This is a genomic window from Acidobacteriota bacterium (genome assembly GCA_009691245.1).
Lineage (GTDB): Bacteria > Acidobacteriota > Terriglobia > 2-12-FULL-54-10 > 2-12-FULL-54-10 > SHUM01.
The window spans coordinates 37065-54629 of record SHUM01000007.1; the positions used below are offsets into that span (position 1 = coordinate 37065).

The 17565-nt window shown below is 58.8% G+C and carries 16 protein-coding genes; 2 read left to right on the forward strand and 14 right to left on the reverse strand.

What is annotated here, in order from left to right:
* Positions 1-292: 292 nt before the first annotated feature.
* The 4 genes from EXQ56_03130 to EXQ56_03145 form a co-directional block, all read right to left on the reverse strand.
* Positions 293-3589, reverse strand: a complete 3297-nt coding sequence (locus EXQ56_03130) for a TonB-dependent receptor (GenBank protein ID MSO19443.1) — start codon at positions 3587-3589, stop codon at positions 293-295.
* 424 nt (positions 3590-4013) lie between these two features.
* Positions 4014-4985, reverse strand: a complete 972-nt coding sequence (gene bla, locus EXQ56_03135; GenBank protein MSO19444.1) for a subclass B3 metallo-beta-lactamase — start codon at positions 4983-4985, stop codon at positions 4014-4016.
* Between the two features lie 368 nt (positions 4986-5353).
* Positions 5354-5995 (reverse strand): hypothetical protein, encoded by a 642-nt coding sequence (locus tag EXQ56_03140; protein ID MSO19445.1) that lies wholly within the window; start codon positions 5993-5995, stop codon positions 5354-5356.
* Positions 5968-6534, reverse strand: a complete 567-nt coding sequence (locus EXQ56_03145; protein MSO19446.1) for a hypothetical protein — start codon at positions 6532-6534, stop codon at positions 5968-5970. The genes EXQ56_03140 and EXQ56_03145 overlap by 28 nt, the downstream gene beginning before the upstream one ends.
* An 827-nt stretch (positions 6535-7361) precedes the next feature.
* On the opposite strand from EXQ56_03145, the gene EXQ56_03150 reads away from it, so the two are divergent.
* Together EXQ56_03150 and EXQ56_03155 are read left to right on the forward strand one after the other, a co-directional pair.
* Complete coding sequence (locus tag EXQ56_03150) at positions 7362-7568, forward strand: DUF350 domain-containing protein (GenBank protein ID MSO19447.1); 207 nt, start codon at positions 7362-7364, stop codon at positions 7566-7568.
* Positions 7569-7586: 18 nt separating this feature from the next.
* Positions 7587-8048, forward strand: a complete 462-nt coding sequence (locus EXQ56_03155) for a hypothetical protein (protein ID MSO19448.1) — start codon at positions 7587-7589, stop codon at positions 8046-8048.
* A gap of 368 nt (positions 8049-8416) precedes the next feature.
* Here EXQ56_03155 and EXQ56_03160 read toward each other — a convergent pair whose 3' ends face one another.
* The 10 genes from EXQ56_03160 to EXQ56_03205 form a co-directional block, all read right to left on the reverse strand.
* Complete coding sequence (locus EXQ56_03160; GenBank protein ID MSO19449.1) at positions 8417-9166, reverse strand: hypothetical protein; 750 nt, start codon at positions 9164-9166, stop codon at positions 8417-8419.
* Between the two features lie 469 nt (positions 9167-9635).
* On the reverse strand, positions 9636-10283 hold the full coding sequence (locus EXQ56_03165; protein ID MSO19450.1) for a hypothetical protein: 648 nt from the start codon (positions 10281-10283) through the stop codon (positions 9636-9638).
* A gap of 549 nt (positions 10284-10832) precedes the next feature.
* Positions 10833-11495, reverse strand: a complete 663-nt coding sequence (locus EXQ56_03170) for a hypothetical protein (GenBank protein MSO19451.1) — start codon at positions 11493-11495, stop codon at positions 10833-10835.
* Positions 11496-11545: 50 nt separating this feature from the next.
* Positions 11546-11701, reverse strand: a complete 156-nt coding sequence (locus EXQ56_03175) for an LPXTG cell wall anchor domain-containing protein (GenBank protein MSO19452.1) — start codon at positions 11699-11701, stop codon at positions 11546-11548.
* A 24-nt stretch (positions 11702-11725) separates the two neighbouring features.
* The gene (locus EXQ56_03180) at positions 11726-12640 is read right to left on the reverse strand and encodes a type II secretion system F family protein (protein MSO19453.1); all 915 of its coding nucleotides are present in this window, start codon (positions 12638-12640) and stop codon (positions 11726-11728) included.
* 130 nt (positions 12641-12770) lie between these two features.
* A complete protein-coding gene (locus EXQ56_03185) occupies positions 12771-13742 on the reverse strand; it encodes a hypothetical protein (protein ID MSO19454.1) in 972 nt (323 codons plus the stop codon).
* 20 nt (positions 13743-13762) lie between these two features.
* Positions 13763-15118: a CpaF family protein gene (locus tag EXQ56_03190; protein ID MSO19455.1), complete on the reverse strand. Its 1356-nt coding sequence runs from the start codon at positions 15116-15118 to the stop codon at positions 13763-13765.
* A gap of 24 nt (positions 15119-15142) precedes the next feature.
* A complete protein-coding gene (locus tag EXQ56_03195) occupies positions 15143-16324 on the reverse strand; it encodes a hypothetical protein (protein MSO19456.1) in 1182 nt (393 codons plus the stop codon).
* A 66-nt stretch (positions 16325-16390) separates the two neighbouring features.
* Entirely contained in the window at positions 16391-16903 is a 513-nt protein-coding gene (locus EXQ56_03200; GenBank protein ID MSO19457.1) for a pilus assembly protein, read from the reverse strand.
* 10 nt (positions 16904-16913) lie between these two features.
* Positions 16914-17522, reverse strand: coding sequence for a pilus assembly protein (locus EXQ56_03205; GenBank protein MSO19458.1), 609 nt, complete (start codon positions 17520-17522; stop codon positions 16914-16916).
* Positions 17523-17565 lie beyond the last annotated feature (43 nt).

The window sequence follows — 17565 nt, forward strand, 5'->3', positions numbered from 1 at the left end:
TAAAATGAACCACGTCCGCCGGTTTATACACCTAGACCCAGCCGCCGCCGGGCCGGCAAGCGCGGACCATCTCGCCTCTTAATATTAATACAAGCCTGCAAGGTGTCAATAGGCAATTTTATCAATGTGTTATCAGCCGGAGTGCGGGCCACGGCAGGCTCTGATTTACGACCGCTTTCACGGCGGGTTTGCAGCAGGCGCTTTCCAGCAACAGGCCAAAAGGCCCGCCCCGAATGGGAGCGGTCCTTCCTGGCGTTGCAGATCAACCGGCGCAATCATGCCGGGAAACAAGTTAGAAAACCAGCTTCAGCCCGAACTGCAACTGACGCGCGTTGGAGACCGTGGTGGTGATCTGTCCCGAGCCGGCGGTAAACCAATTGTTCAGCGGCGCGCCGGTCGTGGTGTTGCGATTGCCCGCGTTGAGCGGAGCGTTGGCGGGACGGCCGAAGTTGGCATGGTTGAGCAGGTTGAAGAAGTCCGCGTGGAACTGGAGCGAGCTGCCTTCCGTGAGACCCAGCGGCATGGACTTGAGCAGGCTGAAATCGAGCACCGTGTACTTGGGTCCAATCAGAGTGTTGCGTCCCGAGTTGCCGTAGAAGCCGGGGGCGGGCAGCGTGTAGGCGCAAGGATCGTAGTACATGTCAGTGGTGCCGAGCTTGGTGCCGGCGGCGATGGTCTGGCCGGCGGCGGGCCCGAACGAGCAGCCCGCTGAAACACCCGAGGTGATGCTCGCCGCGGTCCGGCTGGCATCCACTTGTTCAGGATGCTGACGACCCGCGGAGCGCGATTGATCGGGCACGTTGCGTCCGCCGATCTGCACGGTGAAGGGAGCGCCGGTCGAGGCCGTCAGAATCGACGACACGCGCCAGCCGCCCAGAATAAGCGAGCCGATGCCGCCCTGGAAAGGCGAAGGGACCGACCACAGACCGTTCATCACGAAGTTATGCGACAAGTGCAGCGTGGAAAGTCCGCGGTCCACCTTGGTGTCATAGGGCTGCGACTGCGCGCCTTCGTTGTAGTCGCTCAGCGCGAGTCCGGTGGTGGCGTCGTCGATGTTCTTCGACCAGGTGTAGGCGGCATTGAACTGGAAGCCGCGGTTGAAGCGCTTCTTCACTTCCACCAGCAGGCCGTTGTAGAACGCCTTGCCGTCCGTGTTGCGCACCGTGGACTGATCGAGGTAGGTATTCAGGCGCGGCGTGCCGGTGGCCACGAACGGGCGGCCACCCACCATGGTGGGATAGGCCGCGTTGCCGTCGGCGAGGCGGAACAGATGATTGCCGCGCGAGCCGACATACTGCGCCGAGACGGCCAGGTTGGGCATGATCTCGCGGTCGATGGAGAAGTTGAACTTCATGTCGTAGGACGATTCCATCTCGTACTGAATGAACTCGGCCAGCGCGTCAATCACCGGGAAGGGACTGAGGTTCGGCGTCAGAAACGACGGACCCACGCTGAGCGCGTACGCTCTGGCGTTGGCCACCGTGATATTCGGCGCCGGGGTAACCACAATCGTCGCGGCATAGGGGGGATTCTTGCGGGTGATGGTGTTCAGGTAATTGCCCAGAATCAACTGATGGAAGATGCCGAAGCCGCCGCGGATGGCGGTCTTGCCGTTGCCCTGGACATCCCACGCGAAACCGACGCGCGGCGACCAGGTACTCTCGCCGGGACTGTTGAAGTAGGTATCGGTCCCGTTTTCTGGCGTGTCGTAGCGCGTCGCTTCCATCCACTTGCGAATGGTGGAGACGCGGCCCCACTTTTCGCCGGGCGCGGTCCACGGCTCATAGCGCAGGCCCAGATTCAGCATGAAGTTCGTGCGCAGGCGATAGTCATCCTGGAAAAACATGCTGTAGATGGCCTGCCGCGTGGAGCGCGCCGTGCTGCTGCCCGGCACCTCCGCCGAGAACGAGTTCATGTTGGTGTCAGTCAGGAAGCCAGCGGCATTGCTGAACGAGAAATCACCAAATGCGCCCGCCGCGGGTCCACTGGTGTTGAAGCCTACGTGGCTCCAGGAAAAACCGAAGCGCAGGGTATGCGCGCTCTTGCTGAGCGTCAGCGATTCAGCAAGCTCATAGAGATTCTGCACGCGGTAGGTGGTGTCATTGGAGTTCAAGCCCAGGGTGGTGATCCCCGTAAAGCCGATGCCGGTGGGATAGTCTTTGCCCAGGAAGTAGAGACTTTCCGGATAGGCGATCTTCAGATCAATGGTCGGCACGATATTGGTGCGGTTCATGGAGGCGCGCGTGGAGGACAGCAGTGTCGGCGTCAGGATGTTCTCATACTGAACCGTCGAGTAGCGCTGGCGCGTGCGGATCAGTGTGTCGGAGATATTCAGCGCCGCCGGGATGCGGTCGTCGCCGTTGTCATACTGGAAGCGCGCGAAGAGATTCTGATTCGAGTTGAGATTGTAGTCCACACGGGTTACAAAGAAATTTTCATTGGTGATGCGGTTCTGCGGCGTGAAGTGCTCGAAGATTCCGCTGCCGGGAAAGGACTCTTTACCATTGGGGAGCGGATAAAGGTCCAGGTACGGGCGAATCGTCGGCGCAACCTGAACCGTGGTGCCGTTGGGAAGGATGCCCTGCCGTATCGCCGGACCGGGAACCAGCGCGGGATCGGCGACGCCGATGTTGGCTTGGCGCAGCGCTTCAAAGTTGCCGAAGTAGAATGCCTTGTCCTTGATGATTGGTCCGCCAGCCGAGCCGCCGAACTGGTTGCGGCGGAACTCCGCCTTCTTGCGATTGGCGCGATTGTTTTCCCAGCTGGTGGCGTCGATGTTGTCATTGCGCAGATAACCATAGGCCGTGCCGTGGATGGTATTGGTGCCTGACTTGGTGATCATCTGCACCATGCCGCCGGAGTAGCCGCCGAACTCGGAGCTATAGCCGCCGGAGAGCACGCGGAACTCGCGCACCGCATCCACGCCCATCATCACGCCCGAGGCCGAGCCGGGGGTGCCGAAATTGCCCACGCTATTAATGTTGGTGCCGTCAAGCTGCCAGCCGGTCTGATCGGGGCGGGAGCCGGCCAGCGCCACGCGCGTGCCGAAGCCCTTGGACGCGCCCTGTTCCGACCCGCGCACGGAGACCGCGCCGGGCTGGACGAGTGCGAGTTGCGAGAAGTCGCGGCCGTTCAGCGGCAACTCCTGAATGCGACGCTCTTCCACCACGCCGGAGACGTTGCTGGTGGAGACATCCACCAGCGGCGCCTCGCCGGTTACGGTAACCTGCTCGCTCACCGATCCCACCTTCATGGTCAGCGGGAGGTTCACCACCTGACCAACGGTCAGGGTAATTCCCTGACGCACCGAGGTGTCGAATCCGGTCAGCGTGCTGGTGATCTCATAGGTGCCGGGATTCAGCGAAGGCACGTTGAAGCGACCTTGCGCGTCCGACGTGGCGGTGCGCTTGATGCCGGTCTCCGTATTGTTGACGGTAATCTCGACGCCAGGCATCATCGCGCCCGACTCGTCCGCCACCGTGCCGGTCAGCGTGGCGTTCTGCGCCACGGCCGCCGCCACGAACATCAGGCCGAGGGCCACGGTCGAAAACATGCCAGAAACGGTTCTAAACCAATTGCTCTGTCTCATTACTGACCCCTCCTTGGAATTCAAAAACAAATTTCAAAAAACAAACTGTTTAGAAAACTAGTGTTTGCACGCGACTCTTATTGCCGCGCAGGCATTGCCGCGCAGGCAGCGCAGAACCTTTGCTGTTTGCGCGCAAGCGTGCTAGACCACACTGCCAGCGCGACACTGGCTGTTCTCTTATTAAATTGCACTAACTTAATGATGAACACACAGCCACAGCTGACATTTCGGCCTAGCTCCATTTTTCGTCACGGCAGCAGTGTTGTCAACTGGAAACTGGGGCCAAAGGCGGGTTGGGCCGTAGGGACAAATCCTCCATAGCCGTCAATCCGAGCGCAGCGAGGAACCTGCTTTCCCCGCGAAGGAAATCAACAGCAGGTTCCTCGCTGCGCTCGGATTGACGACGATGAGGATTAATGTGCAGCTACCGCCGTGTGGTGGTAACCGACTTCCGCCCGGCGCGCTCCTCTTGCAGGTTGTAGCGGTACTCAAGTTCGAAGTCCTTGATATAGGCTTGGAAGCCTTCGCGGTCCACAAACGGGTTTGCCGCGCCGGGCTTCATCTTCGCAATCTTCTCGTTCAGGTTGAACATGAAGGCGTGCGAGGCCAGGAAAATATCCGGATGCAGCGTCTTCAGCCGGGCAAAGCCCTTGGCGTAATCGGCGATGGCGTTGGGGTACTTGGGATAGTTCACCAGCGGCACGCCGTCGTTCAGGCGCTGCGAGCAGGCGAACGCCACTTCATATTTCTTGCCCGCCTCTTCCGTGGTCATCGTCCATGTGGTGCAGCCCTTGGTGTGCCCCGGCGTCAGCAGCGCGGTCATGGTAACGCCGCCCAGCGTTACCTTGTCGCCATCCTTCAATAGCTTGTCGGCCTTCACCGGCTTCCAGAGCGGCTTGCCGTCGAAGTTGCGGAAGTCGCTCACGCCGCCGTCGGCCAGCACCGCCGCATCCTCGGCCATCACGTAAACCGTCGCGCCGGTATCCTTCTTGAGCGTGGCCAGCCCGCCCACGTGATCCAGATGCGCGTGCGCCTGCAACAGTATTTTGATGTCGCTCCACTTGAAGCCCAGCGCGGCAATGTTGTCCTTGATGTTCTGAACGAACTGCTCGTCCTCGGTGTCCAGAAGGATCAACCCTGCCGGAGTCGAGATCAGAAAGGAAGTGTAGTTGGTCAGGCCGACGTAATACACATTGCCGATAATCTTAAACGGCTTCACCGGATTATTCGGATAAGGCGGATTGTAAAGCTGCTTGGTCGGCTTGGCCACGGCGTTGGATGCTGGGCCCCCCGCGTTCTGCGCCACCGCTATTCCGCTAACACCCATCACCAGCGCCGCAGCAATTACCAGCGCCAACCCCACAGCCAATCCCCGAACCTTATTTGATGGAAACATCACACTTCCCTCCCCCTCAGCTAACTCGGCAATCGCCCCCGATGCTACCGCTGTCGTGATGCAGCGTCAAGTAGCGGCAGGCATTTCCTGCCTGCCTCGGTTTATAAGTAGCGACAGGCATTCCTGCTTGTCCAGCCTTCTGCGCCAGTCGAGCGCTTAAGTCAGATGCGGCAGGCAGGAATTCCTGCCACTACCTAAGAACTGGGACCAACATGCTCCCAATGAGCGAGGCGGGTTTCTTGGGACTTGGCGACGGAGTATTTTTTGGGGGGGGGTGGAAAAAAGTTGGGCGATGAAGACCTCTTCATCGCCCAGCTACCAGTGGCGGCGTTGCCGCCGGCGGATTGTGTTGCCAACAGCCGCTCGAATTACTTCACGGCCATTTTGTAGGCTTTGCGATAGTTGGCGTATGCCCCCTTGAAGTCACCAGCAGCCTTGGCAGCGTCTCCTTGCAGGAGGAATGACTGAGCCTGGCCGGCGTTTCCACCCGCCGCCTCGATATTGGCGATGGTCTGCGCCACAATGGTCCGCACGAGGTTCAAATAGCCGCCGTTGGCCGTGGGCGTAACGAATAGCGCGACGTATACGGCGTTGTCGGGTTGCGCCAGGTCGGCCTCGATCTGCGTGCGCAGCACCAGGTCTCTGACCTCATTCTTATTGGCGTTGGCCAAGATGTTGGCGGTATTGGCGTCGTCATTGTTAATGATTAATGTTCGATTGGCGTTGTCGTTGTTGACGATGGTCGTGCGATTGGCATTATCGTTGTTCACAATCGTGGTCCGGTTGGCATCATCATTGGCGATGATGGCCGTCTTGTTGGAGTTATCGTTATTGATGATGGAGGTCTTGTTGGTGTTGTCGTTGGCTACGCTCGATTCCAGGTCCGTGTGCAGATGGCCCAGCCGTCCGTAGGTGGCCGACATCTCCGCCGCATCAATCTTGTCCGTGCAGAAATGCAGCGCGTAGTTCACGATCTTCGCCGTCAGATAGACTGGTCCGTGATAATACATAAAGTGCTGGTATTGGCGCCAAAGCCCGCGACCACTGCCACCTGTCCGCAGCCACGGCTGGCTACATCACGAACCGTTTCCGCTGCAAATAAGACAATGTCAGCCGCATCAATGGCCGTTTCCGACGTCCGCGTGCTGCCGCAGGAGGGATACTCCGCGTTGGGAAACCCCGCCAAGGACGAGATATTCAAATCTCCGGACATCGTCGAGGAGAGAACGTCATCCTGCGCATTTAATTCTCTACGCATGGTTCGGGCGGCGGCATTCAAGGCGCCTGTATCGGGCATGGCATTGCGCAGCACGTCCAGATCCGCCGTCGAAAGCAGACGAACCTGGTCCTCTAGCTTACTGAAGTCTTCAACTTGCTTGGTCATGCCCGCTGAAGCGGCCAGCTCGCCGTTCACTTGCACAAAATTGAGCAGGTCCAGACGCACCTGTTCCGGGTTGGAAGGGCTGCCGGCCTGCGCGAAGCTGCGCGTGGCGGAGTTCGCCACTAATAATCCGGCTAACAACAGCATTCGACTTACTTTGTTTTGCATGGTTTTCCTCTCTGAACGCTTATGGACAATGCTTTGGCCAGGATTTGAAATGTGGCGATCATTCGTGCTGGTTGGCCCTGCCGGTTGGCCGTGCCGGTAAGCACGATGCGCCGGTGTGTTTCAGCAAGGAGAGCAACCCTTGAGCAAGGTTTCCCTACATGCATGAATCGATGATCAGGCGGTACTTCCACTCAGGTAGCATACGGCACTGGTTCTTGCCATTCAACGATCATGGGGTCTCAAAACGTAACTAGGACCATAGCCCTAGTACTCACAGGACCCATGCGATCCACAACCGCTCCGAAGCTCCCGCAATGCTCCATCCCGGTTCAGCCGCGCTTTGCCAGCCGCGTCATCCCGCCATCATGCCCTCCGGGCATGATGGTGAATAGCCGTAGGTCTCAACCAACGGAAACGATGTTGATTTTGAGGGTGGGGATGGTGCTGCGAAATTCGCAAGCGCCGGCGCTTCCGATGAAATTGCTGATTCCACCCAGTCCGCATGTTGTGGCTGGCGCGGGCAGCCCTGGATCACTCCGGACTGGACAGTCGAGAATCGGATCGCAGGCGACTGCAAACGCCTCCGCTGCCGCGACAACTGTGAAAGTGGATACTTTGGTCACCGCCAACCAGTCCGCAGGTTTGTCGAGCGGTCCCAGCAACGGAATCGAGCCCGCTGACGGCGAGTTCTTTGCCTCGGCGTCACCAGCGAATGTGGTCAGCGACGCGGCGCGCACTTGACACGCAACCTAAACTAATCAAGAATCAAAAAGTTAGTCCCTACACCGCACGTTGCACGGAATGCCGAAGGATGAGTCGAGGGAATAATGGACCTTGCGAATTACGCGTTGAGTATCATCATGTCGCTGGCTATCGGACTGGTAGGGCTTCTGGCCGCGTACAAAATTTTCGATTGGTTGACTCCGGGACTTGATTTTCCGCAGGAGCTAGCAAAGGGCAATCTGGCGGTAGGAATATTCCTGGCAGGCCTGTTCATCGGCCTGGGACTGCTGTTAGGCAGCGCCATAAAATGATCTGGGTGGAGTAATCAAATGACGTCGTCACTCCTCATCTTTCTGATGCTGTTGCTGCCGACGCAGCAGGTTGAGCAACTCGGCGCCTGGGTGGATAAGAATATGGGCCGGCCTTACGTTTGGGGCGCAGCAGGGTACAAGAGCTACGATTGCTCCGGCCTGGTCTGGCGCATGTTGAGCGACAACGGTGTATACCTGAAGCGAACCACCGCTCGAAAACTATTTTTGTCTTTGAAAAAACTCCCGCCGGGCGAGACGCCTTCCTATGGGACGCTGATATTTTTCGATGACCTGAAGCACGTGGGCATCGTCATCGATTCGCAGAAGTTCTTCCACGCACAGTCCAGCAAGGGAACAAATATTTCCCAGCTATCCCAATTTTGGAAGCGCAAGGTGTACGGCTACCGTCAATTGCCCATGCCCGTCGTCAGCGGCAATTTCGAAAACACTTCAGAGCAACCCAGGAACACTACCCAATAAAGATTGAATTTTGGGATGAGCATTAGTGGACGAACTCAGAACGATTCCGCTTGGTTCAATACCGTAATCATTTTCACTGTCCGCTCTGTTCGCGTAAATCGCTAAAAAGGTTTGCCTGGTGTTTCCCCCTACAGCGATGACGCGACGGGCAACCAGCTCGGCGACGGCGGGCGTTACCTAAACTTACAATGGCGAGGGGCAGCGCGTGAGGAAGAGTAGTGGCAAGCTGCGCTGCTACGGGTCGGGCGGCCCCTCTGGGGAAGTGGCTTTGGCGGAGAGCGATATGTCAGGCGCGCCCGGTCCTTCTTCAATCATCGCGGTCTGATTGACTGATTCGTATGAGCAGATGCGAAGTCCCCAGGCGAAGATTACGCGGGATCGCTGCCGGGGCTGTTCGCGACTCTGACATGGCTCGCAAGCTTGAGCACCTCAAGCAGGCGAATGAAGTACCACCCGATGTCTACCTGCCACCAGTGGCGCCCGAACTTCGCCGATACGATGGAGGAGTGGTGATTCCTATGCCAGTTCTCGCCCCAGCCAGCCATCTGCAACGGCCCCAGCCACCAGACGTTCTTGCTGGAGTCCTTTTCTCCGGAATAATTCAGGTGAGTAAGGCTGTTCACGAAACACTGCATGTGCAGCGAGTAGACCAGGCGAACGCCACCAATCCAGAAGAAAGCCTGCCAGCCCAGCGCCAAACCGCAGACGATGGAGACCAAAAGCAATGGGGTTTGCGCATACGTCCACATGCGGTGTGTGCCACGACTCAGTTCCGGACACCACTTCTGGCTATCAGCCGGGGTGGTTTGATACAACCAGCGCAAGTGTGCCCACCAGAATCCACCGTGCTTGGGGCTGGATATATCTTCGGGCATATCGGTAAAGGAGTGATGATGACGATGATAGGCAACCCAACTGGCCGGATGCCCTGAACCGTTAAACATGGCCCAGAAAATGAGCAGGTGCTCGATCACCGGGTGCACCTTCACCGCGCGATGGGCCAGAGATCGGTGGTAGCCAACCGTCGTGCCCAGGCCACCGAGCGAAATCAAACCAACGCAAATCAAGATGATCGTAAGGCTGGGAGCCGGGTAGAACACGAGTCCAATGACAGCCAAGACGTGTATCAACACTATGTAGAGGAGTACGGCCTCCTTACCCCTGGCGGCCTTCCAAACCGGCATCTCCCAGGGCGCGCTCTGCTGGGACCGCGACTGATCCCCTCTCACAGTTTCAGATTGATCGAACAATTTCACTTCTCCGCTCCTCGTACAATTTCCCATGGACCCGAACTACGGCCCACTCAACAACAGTGGTGGGTCGGCCAGCCTAGACGGCTGCTGCTTTGCTCTTTCGAACTGACTTTGCCGCGACCGCTGGCGCCAGTGATTTTCGTAGTTCCTGGACTGCCTTGCGCCGGAAAAGCTTGCGCTGCCGGCTGCGGTGGTACCGGGGCCTATTGCCGTTAAGTGCTGACATGATTTTTCCCTCACTTTCAGTTATCTGACAATTCGGTTGAATGCAGGATGTTTCTTCCGGAACTTTACCCACGGGCGGATCTTTACCCACGGGCAGAAACGAATCCGGTTATTTTTGTTCGCCGACAATCTGCAAATGCCGCGTCTCAGTTGAGGTTGCTGCCGCGTCGAGAGAGTTGAAATCGTACTCCAAATTTTTCGAGATCAGGCGATGCGGCCCCAGGATGCGGACTTTCGCCGTACCTTCCGTGCCTGTCTGCAGCCACATTCCCGCCACCTCGCTGTAGAGCAGCACGAGGCCCGCCTCTTTTACCCACCAGGAGGCCGCTTTTGCCGGCACTCCTTCAAAGCGATGAATTCTGTATGTGTTGGCATCCACCCAGATTTTCCCGCGCAGCAGATTCTTCTCATTGCGCTTTGACAACATCTCCAGAATAAAACTGGGAGAACCATCGGTGGTCAGCTCACTGCTCAGAAATCTGAAATCGTAATTCGTCGTCGAGTAGTCGGTCTGCGTGTAATCCTTGGCAGACTCCACCTCGCTTTGCAGGATGCGGCGAACAATCCGCTCTCCGATCCCACCGCTACTCTGGCCAATCGAGAACTTCTTGAAATTGGGTGGAACGAAAGTGACTTCCACGCTGACTTCGGACTTAAGCTTTACTTCATCCTTGCCAAACATTTTGTAGTTGCGCGTGACCACATAGGGACGAAAACCTGCCCGATTATCCGCCCGGGCCTGCGCCATACGAGCCACGATAGTTTCCGTGGGTGGAACTGCAATACCGCTTTGCGCCGATGCGCGGGGTGCCGTCAGAACCAAGGTGAGCAAAAGCATCCCTATGAAAATCTTCGGCGGAGCGATTGCGTCACACGTCCCAGCGCCATGTTGGTTCCTGTCGGCCATGAACTCCTTATGAATCTTCTGTGCCGCCCCGCCAAATTTGCATTGGATCGTCTGGCTGTTAAGAATAATCTTACCGCAGCTCTTCTATCAGAAAACCTGCGGGGTAATCTGGCAGCTGAATTGGATCAGATAAACCAGTCCAGTAAAGAGGGAACGGAGCATCGCTAGGCTGTGGTGAAAAACTCTCACAATTTCAAATATATCACTTTGAATGGCCCAGCAGTTGAGAATAAAGGGTAGGCTCCTGTTGCTGCAGAAAGTTACCTGAGGAAAAGCACCGGCCTGTTTGCAGGATAGTGTATCCGAGCCGCGACTGGAAGGAAGCCGTCACGTTTATCGAATATCATAGACCGCTGAACGGAACCGCTCCCGTTCCGTCGCGGCTCATTTTCGGCAGCCTTAAAACTTCACGGCAACGCTGATCTGCGGGACGAAGTCGTGCAGCCATCCGCTCACCGTGGATGTGGCGGACGGAGCGAACAACTTGCGCGGGGGCTGCGTGAAATAGTCGCGGACGTCCAATTGCAATACGGTATTGCCGCGCAGAGTCCAGCGCACCCCGCCGCCCAGAGAGATGAGCGGCTTGGTTTCATTGGCTTTGCGCAGCAGCACAATGTTGCCGAGCGGCTGCGTCCGGGGCGGCGCGCCCGTGCCCTGATAGACCCGGCCGCCGGCGCCGATGGCGAAAAACGGGCGGTACTTCGTCTCCACCGGCTTGGTGTGAAACAGCAAATCGTAATGGAAGATGTGCGAATGCGCTGCTAGGCTCGCCGTCGCCGTATCGTTGCTGACCTGGTGCGCGCCCCAACGGTAGAGGTAACGAAATTCCCCGCTGATGTTGGAGTACATTTCATCGCGCAGAAAGAATCCGGCGGCGGTCGAGTTGCGCACGCCAGCCCGAGCGGTGGCGCCCGCGGTTGTTTCCCCTGGCAGTCCGCGGGTGAATCCGTAGCCGCCAATCGCGCCGATCGCAAAGTCTTCCGCATTGCCGCGCGCCGCCGCGCAGAGAATCATGATTATGACTACCACCGGCATCAGCCCGCGGGCCTTCAACATTCGCATCCGAACACCCTTCTTCAATCAGAATTTTCCGACCAATCACATCCGCCGAACTACGACCAGTCATCCTTCGACTGCTTTTTCTTGCGCCGCATAATTATGATCACCACCATAACCAAAGCCAGCACTCCCGCCACGATCTGGATGGTGCTGGTGGAGCCACCGCCCGCCTCGGGAGTCGCCTGCGCCAGTAAAAGTATCGGATTCATGTCTTGCCTCCTCAAACGCTCCTGCTACAGGAGCTGAATATCCCGGAGGAAGGACAGCACTCCGGGGACTAGTACGACAACAAACAGCGCCGGCATGATGAACAGCACGATGGGGATGATCATCTTGACGGCCACTTTATTAATCTTAGTCTCAATTTCCAGGCGGCGCTTGGAGCGCAACGAATCGGCGTAGATGCGCAACGCCTGCGACAGCCCGGTGCCGAATCGCTCAGCCTGCGCGATCATGCTGGAAAGTGAGCGGATGTCGGCCAGCCCGGTGCGCTGGGCCATGTGCTGAAAGGCCACGGCGCGCTGCTGCCCGGCCTGCACTTCCAAGGTCATCCAATGGAACTCATCGGCCAGTTCGGGATAAGCAAAACGTATCTCATCGCTGACGCGCGCAATGGCCTGATCGAGCGAGAGTCCCGCACCCAGCACGATGCTGAGCATGTCCGTGGTGTCCGGCAGCGCGCTGAGCAAACTCAGACGATGGCGGTTGCGGAGCATCTGCAAAATCTGATCGGGAATAAAGTAGCCCAGCACCAGCGCGCCCGCCAATCCGAGCAGCAGCATCGTAGCATCGCTCGAGCGCAGCAGCGCCCACGCCGAAAGCACCAGCGTCAGAGTCAGCGCAAGGGATCCCACGCCGTAGGCCTTCAGCGCCTCACGTCCCCGAATGCCCGCGCGCAGCAGCGCCAGTTCCGTGTCGCGGAACCAGCCGCGCCCGAACACGGTCCCGTAGGTGGCTTGCAGCAGCGTGTCCCAGAAATCGCCGCCGTGCGCGGCTCCGCCGCCACCGGAGATGGAAGATTCCTGCAACTCCTCCAGCCGCCGCTCCAGCGCATCATTCTTCGTGCTGAGATAGTAATGCACCGCCACCACCGTCAGCGTGGCCGCCGCCAGAGTACTCAGCAGGAATAGCAATCCCCAACCGGCCATCAAAACAACCTCACTTCAGTCTCAAAACACCCGTTGTCATTCCGAGCGCAGTGAGGAATCTGCTTTTGCTTGGAGCACGCCCGAAAAGCAGGTTCCTCACTGCGCTCGGAATGACAACGAAAAGAGTTCACTACAGCTTCACCGTGGAAATCTTGCGCACCACTAAAATACCGATCAACTCCGAGATCACGCCGTAGATCAGAAACTTCGATCCCAGCGGCGTGAGCCACAAGATGGAAATATATTCATATCGAATAAAATACGATACCACCGCCGTGAACACCGGCAGGCCGCACAACATGCCGGCCGAGAATCGCTGCTGCGCCGTATGCGCGCGCAGACGCCCGCGCAGTTGCAGCCTTTCGCGGATCACCATCGAAAGGTTTTCCATCACCATCACGATGTTCGCGCCGGTCTCGCGCTGCAGGATCACGCCGATCGAGAAGAAGCGCACGTCGAGCAACGGCACGCGATCACCGAAATTGTGAATGGCCTCTTCCACCGTCGAGCCCAGCGCGAGTTCCTCCACCAGCTTCTTGAATTCGCTCGCCAGCGGCTCGTGCGTTTCGTCGGCCAGCACCTGCATGCCACTGTGTATGTTGTGCCCGGCGCGCATCGCCCGCGTGAACAGGTCGATGGCTTCTGGCAGCATCTCTTCGAGCTGCCTCATGCGGCGCTGCCGCCGAATCCAGATATAGGCAAATGGGACCGAGGCCGCCGCGATCGCCAGCAGCACGCGGAAAATGGCGAAGGGGAGAAACTGCGCGGCCTCAGCCAGCAGAAAAACTCCGCCGAGCAGAACCACGCTGAAGGTAACCACGTTACCCGCGCGATAGTGGAGTTTGGCCTGATCGATGATCGCCTGCAGGCGGTTCATGATCTCGATGCGCCCGTACAACTCATGCAGGCCAGTCGCGCCGCCGAGCCCCTGCTGCCGCAGCAACGATCTGGGACGCCGCCCTGTCGGCGAGCGCAACCCGCGCAGCCGCGACTCCATCAGCCGCACCATGCGCCGCCGCGGTCCCCAGACAGCGATCTCCGCCGCGGCCAGGAAGGCCGTCGAGAAGATCAACAATGTGAGGATCGTCGTCATCGGTTCCAATCAAATATTTCCATCAAAATTTATTCGCCGGCCCGGAACAACTCCTCGGAGAGATGCACTCCCGCACCGGCCAGCCGTTCCAGAAATGCCGGGCGATACCCTGTGGCCACAAATCTCCCAATCGTTCGGCGGTCTTCATCCATGCCCAATTTTTCAAACTTGAAGATATCCTCGACATGCACGCCTTCAGCGTCCTGCCCCGAGCCTTCCGCGATGGCTGAAATTTTTCGCGTGCCATCAATCTGCCGCGCGGTATGCACCACCACCTGAATGGCGGAAGCCGTCTGCTGGCGGATGATGGGTTCGGTGAGACCCACGTTGGCCATCAGCACCATGGTCTCGATGCGATGGAAACAGTCGCGCGTGGAGTTGGCGTGGATGGTAGTCATTGACCCGTCGTGGCCTGTGTTCATGGCCTGCAACATGTCGAGCGCCTCGGCGCCGCGCGCCTCGCCCACGATGATGCGGTCGGGCCGCATACGCAGCGCGTTGATCACCAGGTCGCGCTGGGTGATGGCTCCCTGGCCTTCAATGTTCGACGCGCGTGTCTCCAGGCGCACCACATGCCGCTGCTGCATCATCAACTCGGCGGTGTCCTCGATCGTAACAATACGCTCATCGTGCGGAATGAAACGCGACAGCGCATTGAGCAACGTGGTCTTCCCGCTACCGCTGCCGCCGCAGATGACAATGTTCAGCCGCGCCTTCACGCAGGCCCCGAGTACTTCCAGCATCGCCGGACTGAGCGTGCCATTTTTTACCAACTCCTCATTCTCCAGCACGCGACCACCGAAGCGGCGGATGGCCAGCGACGGGCCTTTCAACGCCACCGGCGGAATCGCCGCGGTAATGCGCGAGCCGTCCGCCAGGCGCGCATCCACAATGGGATTAGCCTCGTCCACGCGACGACCGGCGGCGGCGACCATCTTTTCGATGATATGCAGCAGGTGTCGGTTGTCCTTGAACTGTACCGCGCTGCGCTGCATCACGCCGTGGCGCTCAATGTAAACCTGACCACTGTTGTTCACCAGTATGTCGGTGATGGTGGGATCTTTCAGCAGCGGCTCCAGCGGGCCAAGGCCGAACACCTCATCAAGAATCTCCTCAATGACGCGGTCGCGCTCCGGCAGCGTCATCGGAATGTTTTCCTGCATCAGCAACTGCTCCACCGCGCTGCCAATCTCCACGCGCAGACGGTCCTTGCCGATCAGCCGAAAGGTATCGGTGTTGAGCGAGCTCAGGAGCTTGCGATGCACCTTCGTCTTTAGTTCGACATAACGATCGGCAGTTGCGGCAAACCCGCGCGCCGGGCGAGCGACACGGGCCCTCGGGCTGAGTGGCGGGATGGTGGGCGAATTGGGAGGCTGTGTGGACATGATTTTTATGCAAACCAAATGCAATTACTTGCGTTTCGCGGCGGCTTCCTCGGGCGCGACGATGCCCAATTTTTTGGCGAAGGCTCGATACGACTTGCCCAGCTCCGTGTTGCCTTTCAACACCACGGGCCGCGCTTCGTGCAGCGCAGTGACCGCCTCATCATACTGATTGGGGAATCCCCAGAAGGGCGCGGCACCCAGCGTCTGCTGCACCTGCTCGGTGGAGGCGTTCACGCCGCGCCGCTTTTCATGGCGGTTCAGCAGCATCTTGACGGCTTCGGTGCCGAAGCCCATGCGCACCAGCGCGTTCATGAAGTGCTGCGTGTTGCGCACGGCGGCAAATTCCTGCGTGAGCACCAGGAAGATGGTCTCGGAGAGCTCCAGGCAGCTTTGCAGCAGGGCGTCCATATCACGTGAGCCGTCCACAATGACCACGTCGTAACGCTCGATCAGGAACGACCCGATCTCGCGAATGTGGTCCTCGGTGATGAAGCGCGACTTCTCCTGTTCATCCGGCGCGCAGAGCACGAAGAACCCCAGCGCGTCGCGGACCATGATGCCTTCCAGCATGGCGCGATCCAGTTGCGCGAGATTCTCGGCCACATCCGCGATGGAGTATTGATGGCGTAGTCCAAGAAATGCGGCGGCATCGCCGGAATCAAAATCGAGATCGAGCAGCACGGTGGTCAGCCCCTGCTTGGCGCAAATGGCCGCGAAGTTTACCGCGCCAGTGGTGGTTCCCACACCGCCCTTCACTCCCACAAAGGTGTACATGCGGCCCATCTGGCGACCCACCAGGCTGGCACGCGCGCGATGCTGATCGAGCCGGGCCAGAGCCTCATTGAAATCCACACGCTTCAACGGTTGCGACAAAAAGTCAGCGCTGCCGAGGCGCATCCAATGGAGCAGCGACTCCGCGGAGTACTGCGCGTCGGAGAGAATGACGTAAGTTCCGGGCGAAGATTGCGTGATGTGCTCGAGCGCGCGCAGTCCATGCTCGGCATCGCCGGGAGCAAGGGATGAGATATCCAGCAGCACGGCGGCTTGCGGCTCCGACGCCAGGTCCTGCAAAATGCGCACGTGCAGATTCGGTCCCATCTCCTCATGCTCGGAGATGACCGACGCGCCGGGAAAGTGCGAGGCCTGCTCCCGAACGAAATCACGGAAGCGAGGCTCCGCGCTGGCCACAATTAAATGTACCGCCATAACACCTCGTCAGTCACACTAGGCACACTAGGCACACTAGGCACACTTCAAAAATTCCGAGCTTGCTTACGGCTCGGGCGTTCCGCCGTCCTGATTGGCTCCCACGCTCTCCATCTCCACCGTGGTTGCAAACGACGGCACGCTCAACGGAGAAAAGCCCAGCGTCGGCAGAATGTGCCCGAACTGATAGCCGCTGATGCTCACCGTAACCGAGTCGGGCGCGGCGCCAGGAGAGCAGGATTCCGAGCCGGAAAACTGAGTGCTCTCCTGCGTCGCGAAATCCTGCGTCCAGTAGGCGACTTGAATCTGCGCCCCGCCGTCGGAGAGCCGCGGGCGATCGAGGAACGGTGGCGAGTTGTTCTGCATCCATGTGATCACGTTCGATCCGGCATCGTCCACCCAGCAATGCGTCGCCGCGTAACGCGCGCCCTGCCGCGTGAGCGTCGCCAGCGAATGATATGTCCAGGCCAGCTCGGCGAAGGCGATCAACCCCAGCGAGAGCGGGATCAATCCGGCAATCAGCACCAGCGCGAATTCCACGTTGGCCTGCCCGCGCTGTCCTGACATGTGCCCTAACATCTTTCGCCGCCTACTCACCCGTCACCGCCATGCGCACCGAAACGCGCAAGGGAATCGATCCAATGGTAACGAATGGAAACCGCACATCCACGGGAAACCCCGCCGCGCCAAGATTCACCACCACATAATCCGGTGCGCGCCCGCTGCTGGTGATGTCGCAACTGGCGGCGTCCTCGGAGCAAAGACATTGCTCGACCACCGGAGGATCCGAGACCACGCGCTCCGGAAGAATCTGGATCATCTCCGGCGTCAGTCCGTTCACCACAGCCGTTCCGCTGCCTTCCAGATTACCGAAGACAATATAATTGCGGGCGTTCAGGAATGACTCATTCTGATCGTCGCAATAGTTCACTTGGTTCGTCCGCGCGATAAATCCGGCGCCACCGCGCAGGGCTTTCTGCAAAGTATGGTAGACGTAAAACACGCGGGCGATCTGCACGATGCCGAACAGCAGAAGCATCATCACCGGCAGCATCAGCGCAAACTCCACCGCCGACTGCCCGTGTTCCCCGCCCCTGCGATTCTTAGCGTTCATCATCACATCGTATCCGCTTGCCGCCGCGCGAACAAAGCCGCGACCGGAAGGAAGCGGTCCCATGAAGTACGATATGCAATCCAACCACCGCTCCCTTCCGGTCGCGGCTCTGTTACACGTGCCCGCA

Bases quoted from the DNA above. Each gene is read 5' to 3' on its own strand.
- EXQ56_03195 (MSO19456.1), bottom strand. From the start codon at position 16,324: ATGGCGGTACATTTAATTGTGGCCAGCGCGGAGCCTCGCTTCCGTGAT.
- EXQ56_03140 (MSO19445.1), bottom strand. From the start codon at position 5,995: ATGTATTATCACGGACCAGTCTATCTGACGGCGAAGATCGTGAACTAC.
- EXQ56_03180 (MSO19453.1), bottom strand. From the start codon at position 12,640: ATGGCCGGTTGGGGATTGCTATTCCTGCTGAGTACTCTGGCGGCGGCC.
- EXQ56_03150 (MSO19447.1), top strand. From the start codon at position 7,362: ATGGACCTTGCGAATTACGCGTTGAGTATCATCATGTCGCTGGCTATC.
- EXQ56_03145 (MSO19446.1), bottom strand. From the start codon at position 6,534: ATGCAAAACAAAGTAAGTCGAATGCTGTTGTTAGCCGGATTATTAGTG.
- EXQ56_03130 (MSO19443.1), bottom strand. From the start codon at position 3,589: ATGAGACAGAGCAATTGGTTTAGAACCGTTTCTGGCATGTTTTCGACC.
- EXQ56_03175 (MSO19452.1), bottom strand. From the start codon at position 11,701: ATGAATCCGATACTTTTACTGGCGCAGGCGACTCCCGAGGCGGGCGGT.
- bla (MSO19444.1), bottom strand. From the start codon at position 4,985: ATGTTTCCATCAAATAAGGTTCGGGGATTGGCTGTGGGGTTGGCGCTG.
- EXQ56_03190 (MSO19455.1), bottom strand. From the start codon at position 15,118: ATGTCCACACAGCCTCCCAATTCGCCCACCATCCCGCCACTCAGCCCG.
- EXQ56_03155 (MSO19448.1), top strand. From the start codon at position 7,587: ATGACGTCGTCACTCCTCATCTTTCTGATGCTGTTGCTGCCGACGCAG.
- EXQ56_03170 (MSO19451.1), bottom strand. From the start codon at position 11,495: ATGCGAATGTTGAAGGCCCGCGGGCTGATGCCGGTGGTAGTCATAATC.
- EXQ56_03200 (MSO19457.1), bottom strand. From the start codon at position 16,903: ATGTTAGGGCACATGTCAGGACAGCGCGGGCAGGCCAACGTGGAATTC.